We start from the raw sequence: 22,562 nt of genomic DNA, 5'->3' as shown, positions 1-22,562 counted from the left end.
TTAGGTGAAATTGGTTGATAATTTCCAAAACTTCGTAATTAGGTGAATTACTATCTCCTGAAGAGGATATTAAAGGAGTAAATCCTGGCGCACTTACTGGAACAACCCTACCATTGGTTAAGGCTGGACAGTCATTATTTAATGGATATAAAGTAGATCTATCAGACTTACCTTTATATAATGAAGAATTTTTCCAAGTGTTTTTCCAGGCATGTAAACTAAGATGGAAAAAGAATCCCTGATAACTAAATAACAATTCTAAAGTGAACAACTTACAAACAAAAAAGAAACCATTTTGATCAATTCTCAAAACGGTTTCTTTTAATAGTTTAAAATATTCCTTCTATAACCTAAACAAATACCAAATACCTTATTCAATTAAACTATTAGTTTTAGCATCAAGCTTTGACAATCTCACTTGAACAAAATTATACATAAAGATAGTTATATGTATTAAACAAATAACCGTCCAGAATAAAACTTACAAGTAGAATTAATTAATGAAACCGTGATAATGTTTAACGCTATTTATGTGTCTTTGATGCGCTGCATCCCTATAGAAGTTATAGCTAGTTTGATAATACCCTGTGTTCTTTGTGCTCCTATAAGAATATCTGTTCCAGTGTAGTGTAAAGTAATTTGATTGGAACGCTGATATGATCCCCGCTGCTGTTGTTATTAATGCTGCTGCGCCTGGATTCTTCTTGAAAATTGTCGCAGCGATAGCTCCAGCTAATACAGTAGCTGATGCGGCTAATGTATTAAACGAACCTTCATCATAGCCTGTGTAATTGTAAACTCCCCCACCATAATCTGTTCCGATAACAACAGCACGTTGCGGCATATCTTTTACTGAATATGATCTAGTAACGACATTATTTACAACCAATTCTCCGTTTGCAGTTACTTCACCTTTATTCATATCGTAAATGATTTCATATCTATCTTCTCCCTCACCGAAGGTGAACTCTCTAATACCTTTCGTTAAATCTTCTTTAAACTCATATTGATAATCAATCCCTTCAAAGGTATACGTTCCACTATCCCCAATATCATCATCAGATACTGATGAATTTGAAAGAAGAGATTCCGGTGAGATGGTAGTATTGATCACCTGAATCGAATCATTCTTCGCAGAAATATCATTACCGTTATTTTCTTCTGCACTCGCAATAGATGAAAAACTTGCCAAAAGCATGGCAGAAACTGTAGCTCCTGTTAATATTTTCTTAATTTTCATTTTTTTTCCTCCCTTTGAAACTATTATACAATACATCATAAGCTTAAATCTACCATTTTTTTGTAATATTCCCATAATTATTTTATAATATATTTAATAGGTTGAAGGAGGAGATTTAATGGATCAAAAAACTAATAAGTGGATTCATTATACAACTTTAGTAATTGTATTTTTATTAGTCATTCCATCAGGTTTAAATGAGTTATATTTCAATATTTTTTTCTTGGTAATTGGAGTGAATTTTATAAATGGAGGAATCAGGGTGTACGAGAAATCAAAAAAGAAGCATATTCTTCCATTATTATGTGGGACGTTCATGATGGGATTCGGGATATTTAGATTGTTTTTCGGTATTTAATATAGGGTATCCAAAACACTAAATTTCCCATCGATTTTAAAGTAGTTGTTAGTTTGAAATTAAATTTGACTATAATCCCCATATGATCCTTACTTGTTTACCATATACCAAGCCTTTATTTTGATCAAAATAAAGACTTGGTATATTTATCAACTATCCCTACTGTATCTTTAATCTCCATTAAAAAACATAAAAATACCATGGACATACAATTCCAACCTCATTATGGTAATCAACTGATAATTCCATACTTTTAAATGTTTATACTGTAGCTTTGAAACAAAGTTTGATCAAATTGATACTAATAACCTTGATAAACAATCATAGAAAAGAGCGTGTTTTGAAAAAAAGATTGATCAAAACACGCTCTTAATATTTTCAGTTGGTTCATTCTTTTATAAAAAAGTTTGATCATTTCCTATCTATGTTGCTCCACAATCGCGCCCGATTGTGGAAGATAATAAGCACATCGCTTCTTCAACTAACCTATCGTTCTATTTTATATTTTTTTCAGCTGCGTAATCACCATAATAGTAAGTTCTATCTAAATCATCATATTTAGGAGTAGCAATTATGGTATATTTACCATTTTCATCGACTTCAAACAAAGCTACATTATTATATTCCCATCCCACAAAATGATCTGGATTTGAATCATCTACTAACATATCTATGTTGTATATCCCTTTTGTTAAAACCCCACTTTTTTGAAAGTCCTCAATTAGATCTTTGGCCTTTGGAATAGGGTGTTTATTTTTATTCATGTCAAATTCAAATAGAAAATTCACCACACCTACATACCTGCTATTATAATTTTCACGTCGGGGGTCACTTGGTATTAATGTAGGTAAAAGTCCAGTAGTATCAATCTTTTGAGTCTTTTTAAAATCATCAAGTAGCTCTTGAGAATTACTTATATTTAACTCGATGTTGTCGTAAGGAAATATACGAATAGGACCATTTTCTTCTGGGACAGCTTCATTAGGATATTTTACTAACCCATATTTTTTTATGATCTGTTTCATTACTTGAACTACTTCTGGATGTTGCTCAATATATGCACCAATGAATTGTTCGAGATAGATATCGTCACTATCATCTTCTAAAATTTTCAAAGTACCTCTTTCAATCATTAGGAACGGATAAGTACGATATGGCTTTTTAATTTCTACATAAGTTTGATGGTCAATCCCATTAAGCCAATTATTATCTGTCCGAATAACAGAAAACTCATCTTGTATTCCATAGTTTGTTTTTAAATATTCTTGTATTGGTTGATTCAGTTGATCTTTAGGGAAATAACATCCACTAAGAATTAGGAATGATGTACTTACTAAGATGACTTGAACCAATCTTTTAATACTCTTCATTTTTCACCCTTCATTTCTTGAATTTTAATAATATTATAACACTTCCATTCAACTAAACTGCCACGTTGGCTTAAGTACAATTCTTTACAATCTTAGCGAAACAATTAATAAAGTCATTTCTCTAGTGTTTAAAGAAATGACTTTATTGTAAATTGAACAACTTTATTATCTCTGTACACCTAGTCTGTGGAAGTTCTATAATTCTTCTTGATGATGTCTCGCATGTCTCTAATAAAGAACAGAAGAAATAGTATACCTATGATGCCGCTAATCCAAAAATATGTATTTCCAGTTGTGAATTTGTCATAGAAGGTAAAGCCGTTCCAAATTATAAGGATTACTGAGCATATAGTAGAAATTACTAATGAACCTAAACTTCTCATGATTGATACCTCAATTCTAAAATTTACAACTCTTTATACAATTATACATTTAAATATAATAATTCACAAAGGGATTACCGTAAGGAGGAGTTAAGACAACTTACCTACAATAGAAGTCATTAATTGAAAAGATAAAGTATCGTATCTAACTCAAATTGCACATAAAAAAGCGACATATCGCTATGTCGCTTTTCACATCATCTAAATATCAATCTAAACTTGTAACATTTGATTAATTAAAGCCGCTGCCTCTCCACGAGTTGCTGTTCCTTTTGGTAGAAATTGATTATTTCCATTCCCTTTTACAACTCCTAATCCATATAGGCGCTGTACCGCTTGTTTATCATATGCATGATTTAGATCTGAGAATGGTGTATCCACAACTTGCCCTACAATCTGTTTATATCGCAATGCATTATCTATCATAATCGCCGCTTCATCACGTTTAATAGGGCTATTAGGATCAAACATACCATTCCCTCTACCTTTAACGATACCTGCACTTCCTGTACGCTTAATTCCCTCCCACAAAGTAGGATGTGCTTCATTTAAATCATAGAAACCTGCATTCCCCGGTGGTAATTTCAGGGCATTAGAAATTAATGTCGCAAATTCCGCTCTTGTTACTAAACGATCTGGCCAATATGTACCATTTCCATCCCCAACCATAACTCCTTTTTTATTTAATTCACGAATATGATTCTCATACCATCCACCTGTTATATCATCTTTCTTCATTTCATCTCTTGGGAAGTACTTAGAAATCCCATCTGCCGTTAATGCCATTAACCTTCTTTGGTATGCTGGATCAGAAAGTAAACGGTCTTCCGTAGGATTTGACATGAATCCTATTTCAAGTAATACTACTGGCGTTTTTGACCAGTTGAATCCCGTCATATCGCTACGCTTAAAGATTCCATTACCATGAATATTTATGCCACCATTCCTTACGTTATTTAAAATTGTTTGTGAAGCTTTTAAACTATCTTGATAAATCCCTCTTGTATCCTGTGTGTTTTCAGGTGTTAAAATAGAAAATCCTTTTACACTCGAATTATCATCACTACCATCAGCATGTACTCGTACCGTTAGGCTCGCATTTGCATTATTAGCCATTTCTGCCCTTTGAATGTTACTAACATTCACATCATTTGTTGTACGAGTCATCATAACGTGGAAACCTCGTTTTTCTAGTTCCTCTTTTAAAATCAAACTAGTTTCCAAAGTTAATTGATACTCAGGCTTTTTCGTTGCGACACCCGATGCTCCATAAGTCACTTTATATTTCGTTTCATTAGATGATGGTGATACTCGCTCTTTAGATAAATCCCCTTTTCTTTGATGCCCTGGATCAATAAAAATTGTCCTTTTCCCAACTGGCGCATCTGTATTTTGGTTTGTAGAAGAGCCTGTTTTTTCCACATAAGCCCCACTCACATAGCCTGTTTGCCCCTTGAAATTAATCTTGTACCATCCATTTGCTTCCTGACCAATTACCGATAGAGTTTGATCTTTATATACAAATCCTAAGCTTTTTGTACTTGGACTCGCTCCACTTCGAACATTTAGTGATGAAGCTGTCACTCTGTATGTTTCACTATCCGCATACACAACGTTTGAACTTATCATAGGAGCTTTCACACTAAAAATCCCTGCTCCTAGTACTGCTACTGTCGCCATTGCCATAAAAGGTTTCTTCCATTTATTCTGTTTTTTCACTGGATTAAATTGTTTTTGTTTCATTGCTGTGTCCCCTTCCATATTTACAATCAAAATAAATAATATGATTCAAATTACAAACCCATCCATCAATCAGAGTTATAATCCGAACTACTACTACAGTAACTCGATTCACTTAATTGATCTTCTCTTACACATCCACTATCTAACTCACTATTAGAATCTAGCATATTGTTAACAGCAACAGCTGTCATAAGCGGTGTCATTATAACGCTTTTATTAAAAATCAACGTTATTATCTATCTTTTGTTTATACATCTAATTTCTTAAATAGATTTATACACTTTACTCTCGTTTTCCAGAAATTTCCCAAGAGCTTTTTGTATCAAATGAATTTCTTCTTCACCATTTTCACATTTTTTATAACAAAATGTATTTTTGTCATTTTTTAAGTTGAATATTTCGATTGTATTTCTAAGCGAATTCCTATTTAGTTCTTTAATTTCTTCCCAGTCGCCAAAGAAAACCTTCTGTTTACTTTTAGTTATTAAACTAGATAAAATCCCCCTATCTTGAATACACAGCACTATAGGTGATTTTTCTAATACATTTTTCATACGTTCTTGAAATGCTTCATCTGTATACTGAATTCTAATAGTAAATTCATAAGGTTCTAGTGATGTTTTATCTACATTTTTTTCTATCTTCACTTCATAAAGCTTTTGATTATTATTCAATTGCTCCATCTCCTCTTTTCTACAAAATTCAAATTTTATTAGCTTACGCTTTTGTTTAAATTTACTTAGCTTTGTTATCTAAAAATTAATCATTTTTAAAATTGCGTACAGGGGTTACATATTCAAGTTTTATACTTGTTTTTTCCTTCCAAAACAGTTCACCATTTTCATCCTTATGTACAGAAAGCCAAAGGATAAACTTAGCATCATCCGGAGTTTCTCCTTTGCTTTCATCAAAAGCAAGTACTTCAATTCTATCCTTTCTCTTTTGCTTAATAATTCTGTCTTTCCATTCATTCAATGTGTCTTCATAATCATCAAGTATTCCTGAATCTTCACCATACTCACTCCATAACATGTAATTCATCGATCATCTCTTCCTTCCTTATTAAATAACTTTATTTGAATTTAGTACATTTTTTCAAAGCATTGATAAGGGTTTTATCTCTCGACTTTTAAAGGCCTTTACTGTTGCTATTCAGGTTCTACTGATGTTGGGAAAACAACCTTTCTTCCGCTATTAACAGTGATAAAACTCCCACCTCAAAATTTATTCAGTGGGGATTTTCTTCACCCACCAATTTCTTTACAAAATTCACAGGTACAAATGCTTATGTGTTAAAGATATTTAACACACCGTCCCTACCTCCTCCACTCTTCTATAAAATTCAAATTTGATTAAAATCTTCTCTTCCCATTTGAAGTTGCATCTATTGTTTTGCTAACCTAAGTATCTTTTCATCTAGTTCCAATTAATCACTATGAAATAAGCTACACCAAAGATACCCCATAAACTTAATACAACTAGCCCTAATCCTAATACAACGTTCCATTTGTCTTTTCTTAGATTTTCTTTAGGCAATCTGATAATATATCCTATGATTCCACAGACAGTTGCTAACACCATAAGTATAATTTTCGACATTTTCCCACTCCTTTAAGTTGAACACTATAGCCTTAACTCATTATCACTTAGCTATAGTGTAGGTTGAAAAACAATATATTTCTTTTAATCTAAAAGTCCGTGTTCTACCGCACAATCATCACAAGTTTCGTTATTGTATAATCCCTCTTCACTAAATCCAGCTCCACAATATTCACATGCATACTCATGCTCATACTCTTCCATGATAAACCCTCCTTGAAATTACAGTATCCAATTACATCCATAACTTGATTTTAAACCAACCACATTCTCTAGTAAAGTATAATTTTATAAAATTATAAAATTATAAAGTTATAAAGTTATAAAGTTATAAAAGTATAAAATTATAATTTTATAAACGTAAAAAAAGCGACATATCGCTATGTCACTTTGATTACCTTAATATATTTTTCTAGTCTCTTACTGTAACACCATACTAATTTACTAGATAGCTTGTCATCAAAAATACAAATAAGTTATATAAGATATGCGCTAACATCGGTACTTTCAAACTTTTTGTCTTTTCATAACTCCATGCATATAAACACCCATTCACAAAGTAAGGGAAGAAGAACCAATCTAAATGAACGAAAGCAAATAATCCATTGGCAAAGAGAATCGCTTCTATTCTGCTCAATCTTTTGTTGAATAGATTGGTTAATTTCTTACGGAAAAACCACTCTTCTACTATAGGTGCTATCAACAAAGGTACTAAAATATGTAAAGGATTCACCTCGATCCTTTGATTCGTGGTTGCTACGTTGCCAACTCCGATTGATAACAACTCTTTTATATAAGAAAAAAACAGGCTAGACAAAACTGCAAGTCCAGCCGCAAGTACGATCCATTTAACTTTTTGAAAAATAGCATTTGTTTTCAAGATTGATTCTTTCTCTTTTCCTAAAACCCTAACCTGGTTATTTCTTAGCAAATTCAAGTTCAATCCTCCCACTAGAATTCAGCTTCAGATAAGCATCGAATTCCTTACCTGATTTCCCCTTCATCCCTTTAATAAGTCCTGTTTTCTTTCCTTCTAATAACTTTTTAGCGTTCGTTTCACTTATTTTCTTTCCTAAAAACTCTCCTGGTATTGAGAACTTACAACCCTCTTTATATCCGTTGCAACCATAAAACGTTTTACGATTCACAATTTCTTTCCCACATTTCGGACATTTTCCCACTGAATCTTTTTCTTTCATCTCATGGATTTTGCTATCGATTTGAAGCTGATCTAATGATTTTGTAGCATTTTCTATTAATTGTTTCGTGAATTCCCCTGTCTTCGCTACAAACACATCTTTAGACCCTTGTTTCTTCCCTATTTTCCGCAAATATCCTTCCCATTGTGCCGTCATGTCGGGTTTTGCCAACAAAGTTCCTCGCACGGCTTGGCAAAGGATTTCCCCTTTTGGTGTAACAGATACTTTGTTCCGCTTCACTTCTATATATGCCTGTTTTTTCAGCGTTTCTATGATTCCACTACGAGTTGCTTCCGTCCCCAAACCTTCTACTTCTTTGAGAATCCCCTTGCTCTCTTCGTCTTCCACGGAAGACCCACAAGTTTTCATCATCGTTATTAATTGTCCTTCTGTATAAGGCTTAGGCGCTGTCGTCATGCCTTCTTTTGTTTTTAATTGACCCTGGACAAATTCCCCTTGTTTCACTACTGGTAAAAGGGATTCTTGTTCTTCCTTGTCTTCTTCCTCTATCTTATCTGTTACATAAAGTTCTTTCCATCCCAATGCTTTTTCTGCCTTCCCTTTCGTTGTGAAAAGCAATCCATTCATATCTGTTGTAATTACTGTTTCTTCATATTCATAAGGCGTATGGAACATACTTAATACACTTTTCAACACTTCCATGTACAGATTGCGCTGTTTTTCTGTCAGTTGATTTATTGTGTTCTTAGAAGGAATATTCTTTGTCGCAACAATGGCATAATGCTCTTGAACTTTCTTATTATCGACATAACGTTTATTAGGCTCTAATGAACGAGGTTGAAAGCTCACTCCTGCAATCGACTGATAACCACTCAAATTATTTTTCAAATACTCAAATTCACCTTCAGTAATATAAGGACAATCTGTACGAGGGTATGTTACTAATTTTGCTTCATATAACTCCTGAATCCCCTTTAGAACATCAGCTGGTGAATACTTATATTTTTTGTTGACCAAAGCTTGTAAGGAAGAAAGAGAAAACAGTTTCGGTGCTTCTTGTTTTTTAGGATGCACTTCCACCGATTTAACCGCTCCTTGTTGACTTCCGCTCTCAGAAAGTTGGTGTTGCTTTAATAACATCGTTAATTCGTCTTTTGTTTTAAATCTATCTTTATATCGTCCTTTATACGTACCATTCATCGCCTTGAATTGTGCTTCCAACTCGAAAAACGGTGACGGTTTGAAGTTCTTAATATCTTGTTGTCGTTGATTAATCAGGCATAACACGGGCGTCTGCACACGTCCCACGCTATAAGCCCCTTGAACACCTTTCTGACGCAACAGAAGTGTATATAATCGACTAGCGTTCATGCCTATAATCCAATCACTAATTTGACGAGCTTGTGCTTCAGCAAACATACTTTCATAATCCGAACCTGGCTTCAAATTTTGAAATCCTTTTTTGATTTCATCGACTACTAAGCTGTTTATCCAAAGGCGTTTTATTGGCTTAGAAGAACAACCTGCTTCCTGAATGATTAATCTCGCAATTGCTTCACCCTCGCGATCTATATCGCATGAGTTACATATTACGCTAGCTTCCTTCATTAATTTCTTCACGATATTAAATTGCTTTTTCTTATCAGCCGATACTTTATATTCATATCTCTCAGGTAAAATAGGTAGTTGGGATAGATCCCACTTTTCCCATTCTTCTTTATAATCTTGAGGTGATTTCAATTCAACTAAATGACCATACGCCCAGGTAATATTCGCCCCTTCTGGCATTAATGAACAAGGTGGTACATAAAAATGCCCATCCTTCTTTTCTACTTTCGGGAAAGCCTCCGAATATGCTTTTGCCTGCGACGGTTTTTCTGCAATAATTAATGTGTATTCCATTTTTAAGTCAATCTCCTTTATCCTATATTTTATATGGTATAAGTCTTGTTCGACTTTTTATAAAGTCAAAGTAGCTTTTAAATTTTCAATAATCATTTATGGCGCTATGCCACCCCTTCCCAAACAAAAAAAGAGCAACATATCGCTATGCTGCTCTTAACTTTACTATTCATTTTCACTTCGAATTAATTCCCTATCTCCTAAATCTTTCACTTTTTCACAAGGGAAAACCAAAGTATCATTTCTGAATTCTATATGTTCATTTAGTTTTTTTAGCCACTTTTCACAACATGGAATTTCCTTATACTTTTCATCACCATAGAATCCTAAATCATAATAAGATTCTTTAGTTGGTTTAAATGATAAAGAGTCTATTCCAACTGGCTCATATAAATTTGTTTCACAAAAAGTTTTTACGACTTCTCTAACTTGAAATTCACTTCCTAGTATTGGTGTACCTAAATGTACAATTAGATTTTGTCCTTTCCAAGGAAGATATTGCTTCACCTCAAATTTAGTATTATATTTAGCCAAAATCTCTTTTAATTCATTGACCGTTTTTTCAAAACCTACTAAAGAATCCACATTAAACGCAATATGGGGAAGAATTAAGTTTAAAAATTCATGCATGTTTGGATTAAATAAATCTATTTCAGTAGTTAACACCATATTAGCAAACGCTTCCCATAGTTCTTCCTGTAAGTCCTTGTTATTTTTTATATCAACAATTACACAATCACGATTTGCTCTTTCCAAAAAAATCGCTTTTAAATTATTCACTAATGGTACTAAGGATTCCTCTAATTTAATTGTCATACTCATACACTCCTTTAATCCATATGAAATATTGTTATAAAACAAAAAGAACAACATATAACACTATGCTGCTCTCAATAAACCTTATCTTTCACGCCCCATTTGGCGCATATATGCCATTCTTCTTGCTTGTTCTATTGACTTCTCCTGTTCTTTTATCATTCCAAGCTCTTTATGATAATTTTGCAAAGTACTAAATTGATATAAAGGATCTCTCCTTCTTTCAGGTCTACGTATGTTTTCTTTATAATCTTTTTTATATCCTTTTATATATCCCCTTAACATCTTATCAAGTTCATCAATATTCTCATTGATTTTAGCCTTCTGCACAGTGGGGATTGCAACCCTTTCTTTCTGCAAGACACTTAAATAACTCTCATTATTTATTATCAAAGCTTTTGTTAAGTCTAAACAAGCATTCGGTCTCGTTTCTGAAGGTATGGAAAAAGTACCATGCTCTACTACACGATTATTATTTGGTGCTTTTGTACGAAAAGGAACACAAACATTTAATTGGTCCGAAAGTTTTACTACAACCCCTATATACATTCTGCGCTCTTCTTTATTGTACAATCTCTCTTTTAAATTCGGATTATCCTTAAAATATCGATCACTAATTTTTACATAATCACCTGTTTCCATAATTGTCTCCCTTTCAAATAAAAAAGGCACTTACAAAAGTAAGTGCCTTAGCATAAAAAAACCTATATCGTATAACCTGTGATATTACAATATTGAATCTCACTATATTGAACTAATTCAAACAAAAAAGCACTTACAGCAAAGTAAGTGCTTTTAAAATCCATCATTATCGGTTTTTTATTTAGCCGAGCGCATTCCGAAAAACCGCTCCGTGTCTTGTATCGGTTTATTTATTTAGCCGAGCGCACTCCGAAAAACTGCTCCATGTCTTTCATACTTAGATTATACATAATATCGCTAAATAATTCAATATCGACCTTGATTATTTTTTATAAAATTATAATTTTATACTTTTATAATTTTATACTTTTATAATTTATCTTTCTCTACTCATATGCCGCAAATAAGCTACCTGCCTCTCTTGATCCCGCTGTTTCGCTACATGCTTACACTCATCATTCCAATCCCACTTTTGTTCTTCTGAAGGAGCTTTAGGGAATTCAGGTTTAAAAGCAACTATACTTCCATCATTTTTTTCATATCGGAAATACTTCAATCTATCTACAAAGTTTCTTCCTGCTTTATCATTATCAACGCAAAGCGAAAGGCTGTCAGGAACATCACCGATTCTTTCACAGCTCTTCATGTAATAGTTAAATACAACTTGTGGTTTTAGTCCTTCCATACTAACTAAATGCGTATCTTGTAGATCTTGTTTATGCAACGAAGCGTAGCTTAAAAGGTCTACAGATGATTCAAAGTATTTTAAATTCCTCGGCTCACCATTCAACACATTAAATCCATAATTAGGAGTCGAATTTTTTTGAATCATCTTCCATGTTCCACGCTTGTATTTGTCTGATTTCACAACACCTTGCTCAGAACACCCCATTACTTCTCCAGTCTCACGATCTTTCCATTGAAACAGAACATTATTGTACTTATCTTGCTTAATCAAACCTTTATTATGCAATGCATCTACAACTTGAGGATCGATTTTCCTATCATTCACCAGGTATTCCCTTGCTCTGTCAAAATGAGGTACTTCTTTTTGAGAAAAACTTTCATAATCATATGGCTCTGTTACAAATGTAATATCTGAAGTTTTTTCATAATCATTTTCACCTTCAAGTAGCCGCTGCATCGCTCCTGGAAATGAAGCCCCTTCTACTTCCTGTACAAAATTAATGATATTCCCGTTAACACCCTTACTATTCCAGTAGAACTGATTTTTCTTTCTATCGATGATTAGACTATCATGTTCAGCCAAACGGTAATAACGCTCACTATCGCTCTTTACAGGGATATCATTTTGCATACAATAATCTACAATATCTAACGCTTCCGCTTTTTTTATTTCTTCCTCTGTATATTTTTTTACATCCTGTTTTTTGTGATCCACGATAACCCCTCCGATAAAATAAAAAAAACTGTGTATGTATACACAGTCCTTTTCCTAATTTCTGATGATTCATTTCAAATTTCGTATAAAACTATTTATTGTATCTAAAACTACAGCTAAGATATTTTCGTCAGGAATTTTCAAATGCTTCATACCGAACCATTTCATTTCAACAGCCAAAATAATCACGCTAATAAGAAATACACCCATCTCAGCCCATCCACCGGTACGATAGGATATGACATGGAATCCACTTTGATAACGCTTTTTAGAAAATGGAAGTAACCACTTTACTCCACTCACAGAAAAACTGTCCTCGATAATGTGAAGACAGTACCCAAAAACCAAACATAATGCGGTTGTAAATGAGAGGGTGGTCACATTGGCTAGTAAAAGCATCAAAGTAGATATAAATGCTATCCCTACAAGTGAATGTGTCATTCCTCTATGATCAAATACTGCATGAATCAGGTCCGATACACCCCTGGTTCTTTGACCAATAAAAGAATTTGGTTCATCTATATCAGGTAGTAAAGCGCCTAAACCTACAGCTGCAATGTTAGTTACAGTCAATGCATCTGTAAAAGTCAAGACAGGTAATGCTACCACCATACTTGTTGTTAAATGTGTTCTATATTGCATGTTCTACACTACTTTCCATACGAATTAATAATCTCTTCCACCCATTTGTTGCATGATATACCGTCTTCTTGCTTGTTCACGGTCTTGTTCTTTCCCTTGATCTACCTGTTTATTTTCTTTCGAATATACTTTTTCAGTCCCTACATATCTTTTATCAACATCTGGTGTATCTTTATCTTCTTTCACCACATTAGTACCTCCACTTCTTTCAGTTTCTATCGTTCTTGCATCTCCCATTCGATATACGTCTTCCTTATTGCTTCCACTTGATGGAACATGAACAAGGCCTGAATCTTCAAGTTGTTTCTCTATCACTTTAATCGGCTCGTATCCTTCTTTTTTCATTTCTTTATATATCTCTACCTCTTTGTCTTTGAAGTTAAAATCTTTTTGCTCCACCTTTTCAACTAACTTGCCATATCGTTCCCCTTTTACAAGCTCATCCAGGTTAACTTTCGCATTCTCTTGGTGTATAACAAAGGACTGATGTCCTTTTCCATCAAAAATGGCATCTTGGACTTTTTCATATACATCATGCTTTAAAACGTCCTCTAAATAGACAGTATCTCTTTCACCGTTTTGCTCCATTGGAGCAATATATAAATCATTACGATTTGATTCATCAACATGCCAAACCGATAAATCATAAAATTCTTTTGTATCTGCATCCATCATGTGTATACTCGCTACTTCTTCATTCTTTATATTTTTATCTAGTACCTCAATTGTCACTAGATGTTTGTTTTCCCCTGGTACATTCTCAATGTGATTACTCATGCTTTTATCTTCATTCCCCTCTATATTTTTAGATACAAAAAGGTCAACCTCACCCTGTTTCTCTTCACCGTTCACAGTAAATTCCACTGTTATCAGTTTTTCAGGATTAGATTGACCTCTTATTTGTTCATTATTGATATTTGTTTCTTGCTGCAATACTACTTCCTTATGCGATTCCATAATAGACTGATTAATACGATCAATTGCTTCAGATACTGAATGATTAAAATCGAAGTTATCATGATTATCTTTCACATATTCAGATGCACATTCTATTTTCATATTTTGTTGTCGATCTACTGAAACTTTTGCAATATGTGTATTGAAAAATTCCTCTTCCAACAATTCCGCCTCATAATATGGTTCGAGTTTTTTTGTAATTACGTCTAAATTCTCAGATTCTTCTTTTGTCCCAAACTTATTCACGATAGTGTGTAATTCACCCAGACTCAAAATCATATTAGGGCGAATATCCTCTAAAACTCGACCATCTTCTGATAGTTGAATTTCATAATCTTCCCAACGATTTTTCGAATTCAACCCTGCCTGTTCTGAGACATAGTTCCAATGGTTACCTAAATCCAACCCCATTTTTTCAGAAACAGAGCGTTCTGTCTTTTCCTGTATGCTTTTTAGAATTTCTAGTTGAGAAAGAGGAAGGTCAACCTTTTCCTGTTTCTCTTCATCGCTTACACTATGTTCTTCTTCTATTAGATTTTCAGGATTAGATGAATTTCTTATTTGTTCATTATCGTTGTTTATTCCTAACTTATCTGTCTGTAACTCTTTTTCTATGTCTCGTTGTAATTCAGATACTTTCTGATCTACTGTATTAATAAAAGTTCTTGCGGTTTCGTGTACACGCATAACGGATGCGTCTTTCTGTTCCAATTCTTGATCACTTTGTATCCATTGATCAATGGAAGGAACAATAGCTTCATTCATATCTATCCCATAATGATTACAAACAATATATGAAGCTAATTGAGTTTCAAAATCCCTATTTTGAGTCTCTTCACTTTGTTTCCCTTTTTTATCATGTAAACTCTCATGTACTAATTCACGAATAACTACATCTAAAGAATTGATTTCTAACTCATAAGCATTGTGTTCTAACGCCCTACTCACAAGTTTTTCTTTTTCAACCAACGTCTGAAGGCCAGTTATCAATAAACCTTTATTTTCATCCGATACTTCAAAGTTAAATTGACGATTCGGAAATATTTTCTTCAAATCTTCAATGTTAGCATTTGTTTGCGAAATATCTAAAGCTGTTTCTTTTAAATAATAGCTTATATCTTTCTTTACTTTTAACTTTCCTGTCTTCACTTGTTCTTGTTGTTCTACTGTTAAATCTTTAACAAGAACTTCTTTCTTCGTTTCGGGATCTCTCACATATTCTTTTATGCGAGGATGAAATACTTTCATTTCTTTTTCCCCATCTTTCAAAGAAAATCCAGCCGTTTTAAATGCTTTATAATTTGCACAAGCATAGGCTTCTGGAAATTGCGATTTAATCACCTGCATATTTCTAGCTGAATAGTTACTAAATCTATCCATAAATTCAGCTAACTCCAACATCCCCTCAACCGAAGAGTAATATCGTTTGATATCATTAAGAACCATTTGCATAAATTCTTTAGTTTCTTCTTTCGCATCTAAATAATCGTTAGAAGCCATTCCTCAATCTCCTCCCTTTCCTTTTAACACCATTCTTTTGGAATCTTGAATTTATCGTTCCAATTGTTGCATATACGCCCTACGTGCCATCATTTTCCTATTATCAACAGCTGCACCCTCACTTTTTTCATTTTCTGTAGATAAAATTTTGCTAAATGTCCGTTACTACTTCAAAGGTATCCATTATTTTCTCTTCTCCTTATCGATTAGTGATACAAAATAAAAACACACCCTTTCAAATTTCAGGTGTGCTTTTACTGATTAATAATTGGTGTAATCATACCGTGTTCATCATATTCCTTTATATGATCAAAAATAGTATCAGAATCAATAATTTTATTTACATTAGAGTATAGTCTTATTAATTCTGTATTACTTTCTTTTCCTGTTCTTTTATCAGTGCGTTTACAATATAGGTATAAACCATCATACCCCTCCTCTTTTATTAATTCAGTTGTTAATATAAGCATTTCATAGCATTCATCTTTAATTGGCACTCCAATTACAGTTTCACTTTGCGTAATATACCATTGATGATCATAAAATTCTTGTGCTCTTGTAGGTGTTGCATGAAAAATCAAATGTGCATCATGTTTATTATTATGAAGTCTAATAACGTGTTTCTCCATTTTTGTATTCATCCTCTTTAATTATTTTCATCTCTCCATCTGCTGCATGTATACCATTCGTGCCATTCTTCTTGCTTCTTGCTTATCAATAGCAGCCGTATCTTCATCTTGTTCTGTTTCTTTAGAAGAAAAATGGTCAACCTTGTCCTGTTGATTCTCACCAATCACAGTATGATCTACTGCTCTTAGCTTTTCAGGACTAGATTGACCTATTGTTTGTTCATTATAACTATTTTTTTCTTGTTTCAACGCTCGTTTTACTTCATCTGATAAATATCCTTTTTCATCTAATATTTGCTCATACGGAGACTTATATCCGCCATCGCCTAAATCTAATCGATCCATTGTGATTACTTCCATTCGCTGAAAATCTTTATCCATTTCTTTTGGTAAAATTAAATGATAGCGAGTTTTATCATAAGGAACAAATTCACCTTTCTCCCTTGCTTTTTCAGATTCAATATCTATTTCTGCAATTCGTTTACTTATCATTTCATTTGCTTCACCAAAAGGAATTGCTTTGTTTGTTTCTAAATCCGCTTCAGACCATTGGATAACAACCATAGGTTTCTTAATTTCATTATGATTTAACGCAATACAATTTACTTTATTTACTTTATTGAACTCTTCAATATACTCTTTATCATTTAGAGACTTAGCGTTTTCTACATCATTATAAGATTTATCTCTACCTGCTCTTTCACGTAAATCATGCACAGTTACAATTTCCTCTTCAGTACTCGTTAAAGCGCCATAGCGCACTAAATATACATCATCGATTTCTCCTTTGCTTTGCTCCATGTTCTTTTCCATTTCCCTTTGTAGTTCAGAAATCTTCTGATCAATGGTATTAATAAAGCTACTTGCTGTTTCATGAACACGCATTATAGATTTATCTTTCTCTTCTATATCCTGTCCATTTTTTGTCCATTGAGCAATGTAAGGGACAGTTACTTCACTAGTATCCATACCATAATGCTTACATACAACATAAGAAGTTAACTCCGCTTCGAATTCTTTTGTAGGTGTATGATCAGAATGATCTACCTTTACATTGTGTAACTTTGCATGTGCTAATTCATGTATAGATACAGATAATTCTGTTGTTTCAGTATTTCGAGTGTTCATAACAATCTCAGAGCGAGAACCATCGATAGTCTGAACATACGAACCGTGAATATTTCCTAATTCATCTATTAATGCATCTCTATCCCCCATCATCTTAATTTTAATATTCTCTTTTTCCGCCAGGGCTTTAATCCCCAACTTCAATAGTTCTTTATTTTCGTCCGTCACTTCAAAGTTGAACTGTCGATTAGGAAATATTTTAGGCAAGTCTTCAGGTTTAGCATTCGTTTGCGAAATATCAAACGCTGTAGCTTTTAAATAATAAGTTGTTTGTTTTTGTACCTTCAGCTCACCCTTTTCCACTTGTCTTTTCTGTTCTTCTGTTAAATTTTTCAAAGGAATGACTGCCTTTGTTTGCGGATCTCTTACAAATTCTTTCATATAAGGATGAAATACTTTCATAGCCTTTTCACCCTTATTCACATGAAAACCTGCATCTTTAAATGTTTTATAATTTGCACATGCATAAGAATGTTCGAACTGAGATTTAATTAATTGCATGTTCCTAGGAGAATAATCACTAAATTTAGACATGAAATTAGCCAACTCTAACATATCTTCTGGTGACGTATAGTATTTTGTAATATCCGCCAGAACTTTATCCATAACTTCTTTTGTTTCTTCTTGAATTTGCTCTTTTGTCTTAGGTGTAAAGTTTTTCTTTTTGTAAGCCATTATCCAATCACACCTCGTTCTTCATCATATTCAACAAATGGCAAGCTCTCATTTGCTGATGTTTCCTCCAATAATCCTTCATACATTGCTGCATCTTCTTCAGAAACGTTCACTACGACTTGCTTATAAAACAAATTCTTTTGTAGGTGAACCTTCTTCTGTACTTGATCTACACGGACAATCATATATAAACTTTTTTGAGACATTTTTACACTACCTTTCTAGTATTAAAACGAAATTTAAAAATATATTTTTTCGTAAGTTCTTTGACCCTTGATCCAGGAGAAGTTCCAATCAACTATCGTTCCTGAATACGATTCTTTTAACTTAATGATTGGGCCATCCATTGTACCCTCTACAGTAATACCAAACCCTTTGTCAAAAACAGAATTCCCCTCATATTTTTTCCACACTTCAAATTCCGTAATTTTATATTTTTTAGCAAACTCCTTTATGTTTTCTAGTAACCAATTCTCATTAACATCTTCATTTATAGTTTTTTCAAAATCAACCTCAAAGCACTCTCCATAATCATCCTCTCTTATTAAAAAATTTGGTTCTCCTGTCTTTATGTAATTTTCTATCAATCTCCTATTTTCCTCGTTACGGCTAAATCTCACACTTGAAACGATTGAATAATATACTTTCGTATTCATGAATAAAACCCCTATCTCATTATTTCTTTATAAGCAATTCCTTATCTGCCTCTTTATATATTTCATATACCTTTTCTACGGTTAAAAACATTTTATTTATTTTTTCTAAAGTTAACTCTTCAATTTGAAACCTTATTTCATCCTCGTCCTCTTCCGGTTCCATTTCTACCCATTCTCCATCATAAGTCACCGGAATAAATCGAATTTCTTCTTCCTTTGATGGAAAATTGAACGAATTTATTTTTTCAAAAAAACTAGTTTTTGCAATTTCTATATTTTCCGCCACAATATCAACTGAAAAATCAATATCAATGGTTCTAGGAACATTAGGATAATTTTTTTCTGCACGAATTAAGAAACTGTAAAGAATACCCGTTAGCTCTTTCTCATAGCGATTTCCTAAAATAAAAATGCCCTCAATACTTTCCTTTGTCTTGTCATGAATGAAAGGTTTATTCAAGGTAATTCCTATACACTCTCTAAGCCCTACCTCTGAATTACAACCGTCAATATCATTCACTTTAAAACCTTGTTTCTCAACTAATTCAAGAATGCATTCTAAACTCATTACCTCTGCACCTGTATATAATGTTGCTGGTGCATTCCCATCCATGGAAAGTTCCACTTCAAATTCCTTTGCTTCTGGTAAAAGTGATTTCAGGGTTTGTTTTAATTCTCTAACGGTTGGTGTTTTATATGTCATTTTCATCTTTTCTCTTCTCCTTTGTTATTTCTATTTTCTAATATTTATCTCTCAACCATTGTTTAACTAATTCATAATTCACACAGCATTGTGGGCACACTAAAATGTTATTGGTTTCAATCATTAATTTCTCCTGACAATCCACACAAAGTAACTTCGGCATATTTTCACCTGTATAAATCCATTCTGTTGTTACACCACCTATAAGTGCAATCTGCTTAATAACTTCATGCTTCGGAATCCCCAAACCCCTTCCCTCAGGAATCTACTGTTCCTTTCGAAATTGGATTGCCATCTTTATTTCTCAGCTTTTCCCCTAATTCAACATAGCTTAAAGGTGGAATATGAGAATTTTTAATTTGTTTAATTCGTTTTCCAATTGCTTTTCTATCCATTATTAAACCTTCTTCCTAAAATAAAAAGCGTCATATCGCTATGACACTTTTTACATTTAATAATCCATTTCTTGTTCTCTTGCTATTTGCTGTTGTACACGTTCATAATCTCTTTCTGCACGCCATTTATGTAAATCATCGTCTATTAGTTTCTCTATATTTCGGATATCCTTCTTACTTAAAACAGGTGGTTTATACTTTGAAAAACTTTTATTTTCGCTATCTCCTTGTCTCTTTTCATTTTCATACTTGCTCTTTATCTGCTCATTTTTTTGTTGAAATCGATACATAGGATTCTCATCATAAGGTTTCTTTTTCTTCAATTCTTTCAATAAAGAATTACCCATCCGCTTATACACATCTCTTATTTGATTCTTTTCATAGTCTTTATTGTCCCGTGCCGTATCACCATATAAACCTTTTTGAAACTCAGACTCATTCTTTACAGATTCTTTATATTCCTTGAAAATAGGATTATCTTTCATTAATAGGCTTGTTAATTGATCGATTTTATTTCTTGTTTCTTCAGGCATTCGTTTACTCCCATAAGCCCAATCTTTTTTATTACTCGGTAATCCTGCATAAATTTCACGTAGTAAAACAACATCTTTTGGCTGTTTTTTCTCTCGTGATTCTTTTAATTCTCCTTTTATTTCTTGAACCAAGTCATTTCTTAAAGTAGAAATTCTGCTTAACTCATTCGTACGATCCACTAAAGAATGTGCAAATGTTGACTTCATATTATCTAATGTTTTTTGTTTTCGTTTTCCTTTTGGTTCGTAGTAAACAAAACCATCTATTTCAGTTGTAACCAATTGCCGTCTATTCTCATGTTCGACTGTACCAAAGTGAATATGAATATGTTTCGTATTACGATGAATAGAAGCGAACCAAAACCCATTATTCTCTTCAATGTGTTCATCTTTAAACAATTGTCCCATCATTTTACGACTTGCATTTTGAATTCGATTTTCATCTAATGTGTCAGTATGTGGATCATACAACTTGTTTTGAATTAAAAAGTCTGTATCAAATGAAATAACATCTTGATAATAAACCGAGCCATTTTTTTGTGCTTCTCCTACTATTTCTTTAATATCAGACAAATCTTTTTGTGTAATAATAGATTTGTTTTTTGAGAAAACACCTGAAAGAATTTCCTTCTTACCATCCCCCATTTGTTTATCAGGAGTAAGATCTGCCATATGTTTTTCTAACAAATCCAATTCTTCTTTTTCACTTAATGAGATTTTTTTTTTGCTTTTCAGTGCATAGCTTCTTCCCATATATGAAACGTATTTTTCAAAGTCCTGAGAGGACTGAAATAATTCAGGGGAAGACAAAATCACTTTTGCTTCCCCTTCTTTATCTGATTTTTTTTTATTTTTCCCGGAAGAATGTACGACTCCAACTTCCATATCTACATGATACTTAGCTTCTTGTACTCGATGTAATTCTCTTAATTCAGTAGGAGTTAATTCTCTATCTGTCTTTAAAAGTGCTTTCTCTCTCGTACAATAATCAATATAAGTCGTGAAACTTTTTGCATTTGGTATCGTATATTGAGAAGTTAAAATTATCCCTGGTGGTTTAGCCATTACTTAATCCCTCACATTTCACGCCAATCATTTATGCCAATTCAGAAATCCTATGTTCAGGTATTTGATCCCAAGATATTTCATCAAAGTATTCTGTACCATCAACCCATACGCTCTTATGTGGAATCCCATTTCGTAATGTAATCTTATCTTTATCTGAAATGAGAGCTATATTCCCCTTCGATTCAGTGGGAATAGAATTAAATACTTCTTCTTTATTTGTGTTAATCGTTAATTTATTCTCAAAATGATTCTCTACTTTTTCTTGTTTCTTTGCTTTTACATTTCGCACTTCTGACTTTTTCGTAACAGCCGAACCTATCCGATCTCGAATTTCTTGTTCTGCATCATCCCATGTTAAATCACTTCCTGAACGAGAAAGTAATTCTAAAATCAAAAGTATTAGCACATCCATTTGCATCCTGGATTTGTTCTCTGCTTTTTCTAATAAAGCTACCTTGTTTATTAAAACAGACAAATCATCTTGTCCATCCTGCTTTCTCATCTCTTCATCTAACAGTACAATTGCGTGTCGAAACACATCGGCTTCCTTAGAAAACTGAGGAAACTTTTTATGATATGTCTTCACAATATCATCGTGTACTTTATTTCCTCTAAACTGAAATAATTGTTCATATCGATCTCTAGCCAATTACTTTATCCTCCTTTTACTTTTCTGCTATTACCTGAATCAATTCATGATTTGAACCTATATACTCTTGCAACATATTTGTTTGTCTCTCCAAAGTTATACTTAAATTTTTAATAGCGGTATCGAACTGATCTTGTTTAAACTCAAACAAAGAACGTTCTACTTCATTTTGAATTAAGTTTCTTAAATACTCTTGACGGGAATAATTTCTATTTAACTTCGTACTAATTAATTCGCATCTTCTATCAATCTCTTTAATATAAGCTGGCTCAATACCTCGGACTAGTACATTCATATTTTCACCCCTATTCACAACAAAAGAGATTAATTCATTACCGAATTAATCTCTTTTGTTACGCTTGCATCTATTTTATATCTTTCCCATATAGAAAGGATCTGCATTCCTAATATG

24 protein-coding genes and 3 pseudogenes are annotated in these 22,562 nt (G+C 33.1%); 2 read left to right on the top strand and 25 right to left on the bottom strand.

What is annotated here, in order from left to right:
- Positions 1–38 precede the first annotated feature (38 nt).
- Positions 39–242: pseudogene (locus MKX77_RS30230) on the top strand (hypothetical protein); the annotation flags it as partial.
- 251 nt (positions 243–493) lie between these two features.
- Here the strand turns inward: MKX77_RS30230 and MKX77_RS30225 are convergent.
- Entirely contained in the window at positions 494–1,240 is a 747-nt protein-coding gene (locus MKX77_RS30225; RefSeq protein ID WP_341308704.1) for a hypothetical protein, read from the bottom strand.
- A gap of 118 nt (positions 1,241–1,358) precedes the next feature.
- On the opposite strand from MKX77_RS30225, the gene MKX77_RS30220 reads away from it, so the two are divergent.
- The gene (locus MKX77_RS30220; RefSeq protein WP_002198634.1) at positions 1,359–1,598 is read left to right on the top strand and encodes a hypothetical protein; all 240 of its coding nucleotides are present in this window, start codon (positions 1,359–1,361) and stop codon (positions 1,596–1,598) included.
- A 494-nt stretch (positions 1,599–2,092) separates the two neighbouring features.
- Here MKX77_RS30220 and MKX77_RS30215 read toward each other — a convergent pair whose 3' ends face one another.
- From MKX77_RS30215 to MKX77_RS30100, 24 genes and pseudogenes are all read right to left on the bottom strand, one after another.
- On the bottom strand, positions 2,093–2,968 hold the full coding sequence (locus MKX77_RS30215) for a hypothetical protein (protein ID WP_341308703.1): 876 nt from the start codon (positions 2,966–2,968) through the stop codon (positions 2,093–2,095).
- A gap of 179 nt (positions 2,969–3,147) precedes the next feature.
- Positions 3,148–3,351, bottom strand: coding sequence for a hypothetical protein (locus tag MKX77_RS30210; protein ID WP_080013813.1), 204 nt, complete (start codon positions 3,349–3,351; stop codon positions 3,148–3,150).
- A 213-nt stretch (positions 3,352–3,564) separates the two neighbouring features.
- Positions 3,565–4,095: pseudogene (locus MKX77_RS30205) on the bottom strand (S-layer homology domain-containing protein); the annotation flags it as partial.
- A 27-nt stretch (positions 4,096–4,122) separates the two neighbouring features.
- A pseudogene (locus tag MKX77_RS30200) lies at positions 4,123–4,980 on the bottom strand (N-acetylmuramoyl-L-alanine amidase); the annotation flags it as partial.
- 179 nt (positions 4,981–5,159) lie between these two features.
- Entirely contained in the window at positions 5,160–5,297 is a 138-nt protein-coding gene (locus MKX77_RS30195; protein WP_341308702.1) for a hypothetical protein, read from the bottom strand.
- A gap of 60 nt (positions 5,298–5,357) precedes the next feature.
- Positions 5,358–5,768, bottom strand: coding sequence for a hypothetical protein (locus tag MKX77_RS30190; RefSeq protein WP_341308701.1), 411 nt, complete (start codon positions 5,766–5,768; stop codon positions 5,358–5,360).
- 85 nt (positions 5,769–5,853) lie between these two features.
- The gene (locus MKX77_RS30185) at positions 5,854–6,135 is read right to left on the bottom strand and encodes a hypothetical protein (protein WP_341308700.1); all 282 of its coding nucleotides are present in this window, start codon (positions 6,133–6,135) and stop codon (positions 5,854–5,856) included.
- Positions 6,136–7,129: 994 nt separating this feature from the next.
- Positions 7,130–7,573: a CPBP family intramembrane glutamic endopeptidase gene (locus tag MKX77_RS30180; RefSeq protein ID WP_341308734.1), complete on the bottom strand. Its 444-nt coding sequence runs from the start codon at positions 7,571–7,573 to the stop codon at positions 7,130–7,132.
- 37 nt (positions 7,574–7,610) lie between these two features.
- On the bottom strand, positions 7,611–9,755 hold the full coding sequence (locus tag MKX77_RS30175; RefSeq protein WP_341308699.1) for a type IA DNA topoisomerase: 2,145 nt from the start codon (positions 9,753–9,755) through the stop codon (positions 7,611–7,613).
- 165 nt (positions 9,756–9,920) lie between these two features.
- Positions 9,921–10,571 carry a hypothetical protein gene (locus tag MKX77_RS30170; protein ID WP_341308698.1) on the bottom strand — a complete coding sequence of 217 codons (651 nt, stop codon included), beginning with the start codon at positions 10,569–10,571 and terminating at the stop codon, positions 9,921–9,923.
- A gap of 84 nt (positions 10,572–10,655) precedes the next feature.
- Complete coding sequence (locus MKX77_RS30165; protein WP_341308697.1) at positions 10,656–11,213, bottom strand: hypothetical protein; 558 nt, start codon at positions 11,211–11,213, stop codon at positions 10,656–10,658.
- 376 nt (positions 11,214–11,589) lie between these two features.
- A complete protein-coding gene (locus MKX77_RS30160) occupies positions 11,590–12,615 on the bottom strand; it encodes a DUF3991 and TOPRIM domain-containing protein (protein WP_341308696.1) in 1,026 nt (341 codons plus the stop codon).
- Positions 12,616–12,684: 69 nt separating this feature from the next.
- Positions 12,685–13,257, bottom strand: coding sequence for a metal-dependent hydrolase (locus MKX77_RS30155; RefSeq protein WP_341308695.1), 573 nt, complete (start codon positions 13,255–13,257; stop codon positions 12,685–12,687).
- A gap of 24 nt (positions 13,258–13,281) precedes the next feature.
- Positions 13,282–15,714 carry an ArdC-like ssDNA-binding domain-containing protein gene (locus tag MKX77_RS30150; protein WP_341308694.1) on the bottom strand — a complete coding sequence of 811 codons (2,433 nt, stop codon included), beginning with the start codon at positions 15,712–15,714 and terminating at the stop codon, positions 13,282–13,284.
- A 254-nt stretch (positions 15,715–15,968) separates the two neighbouring features.
- Positions 15,969–16,343, bottom strand: a complete 375-nt coding sequence (locus tag MKX77_RS30145; protein WP_341308693.1) for a hypothetical protein — start codon at positions 16,341–16,343, stop codon at positions 15,969–15,971.
- A gap of 27 nt (positions 16,344–16,370) precedes the next feature.
- Complete coding sequence (locus tag MKX77_RS30140) at positions 16,371–18,146, bottom strand: LPD25 domain-containing protein (RefSeq protein ID WP_341308692.1); 1,776 nt, start codon at positions 18,144–18,146, stop codon at positions 16,371–16,373.
- On the bottom strand, positions 18,146–18,352 hold the full coding sequence (locus MKX77_RS30135) for a DUF5511 family protein (RefSeq protein ID WP_341308691.1): 207 nt from the start codon (positions 18,350–18,352) through the stop codon (positions 18,146–18,148). Before MKX77_RS30135 ends, MKX77_RS30140 begins: the two co-directional genes overlap by 1 nt.
- A 33-nt stretch (positions 18,353–18,385) precedes the next feature.
- The gene (locus tag MKX77_RS30130) at positions 18,386–18,802 is read right to left on the bottom strand and encodes a DUF5514 family protein (protein WP_341308690.1); all 417 of its coding nucleotides are present in this window, start codon (positions 18,800–18,802) and stop codon (positions 18,386–18,388) included.
- Positions 18,803–18,821: 19 nt separating this feature from the next.
- Positions 18,822–19,511, bottom strand: a complete 690-nt coding sequence (locus MKX77_RS30125; RefSeq protein ID WP_341308689.1) for a hypothetical protein — start codon at positions 19,509–19,511, stop codon at positions 18,822–18,824.
- Between the two features lie 31 nt (positions 19,512–19,542).
- Positions 19,543–19,752: a hypothetical protein gene (locus tag MKX77_RS30120; RefSeq protein ID WP_341308688.1), complete on the bottom strand. Its 210-nt coding sequence runs from the start codon at positions 19,750–19,752 to the stop codon at positions 19,543–19,545.
- A 10-nt stretch (positions 19,753–19,762) separates the two neighbouring features.
- Positions 19,763–19,900, bottom strand: coding sequence for a hypothetical protein (locus MKX77_RS30115; RefSeq protein ID WP_341308687.1), 138 nt, complete (start codon positions 19,898–19,900; stop codon positions 19,763–19,765).
- Positions 19,901–19,956: 56 nt separating this feature from the next.
- Complete coding sequence (gene mobP2, locus MKX77_RS30110) at positions 19,957–21,498, bottom strand: MobP2 family relaxase (RefSeq protein ID WP_341308686.1); 1,542 nt, start codon at positions 21,496–21,498, stop codon at positions 19,957–19,959.
- Positions 21,499–21,529: 31 nt separating this feature from the next.
- Entirely contained in the window at positions 21,530–22,150 is a 621-nt protein-coding gene (locus MKX77_RS30105) for a hypothetical protein (protein ID WP_341308685.1), read from the bottom strand.
- A gap of 16 nt (positions 22,151–22,166) precedes the next feature.
- The gene (locus MKX77_RS30100) at positions 22,167–22,445 is read right to left on the bottom strand and encodes a hypothetical protein (protein WP_341308684.1); all 279 of its coding nucleotides are present in this window, start codon (positions 22,443–22,445) and stop codon (positions 22,167–22,169) included.
- Positions 22,446–22,562: the final 117 nt, after the last annotated feature.

This window comes from Bacillus sp. FSL R9-9410 (assembly GCF_038050385.1).
GTDB classification, from domain to species: Bacteria; Bacillota; Bacilli; order Bacillales; family Bacillaceae_G; genus Bacillus_A; species Bacillus_A cereus_U.
The sequence above is the reverse complement of the archived record's forward strand: the minus strand, read 5'-3'. Positions and strand labels throughout refer to the sequence as shown.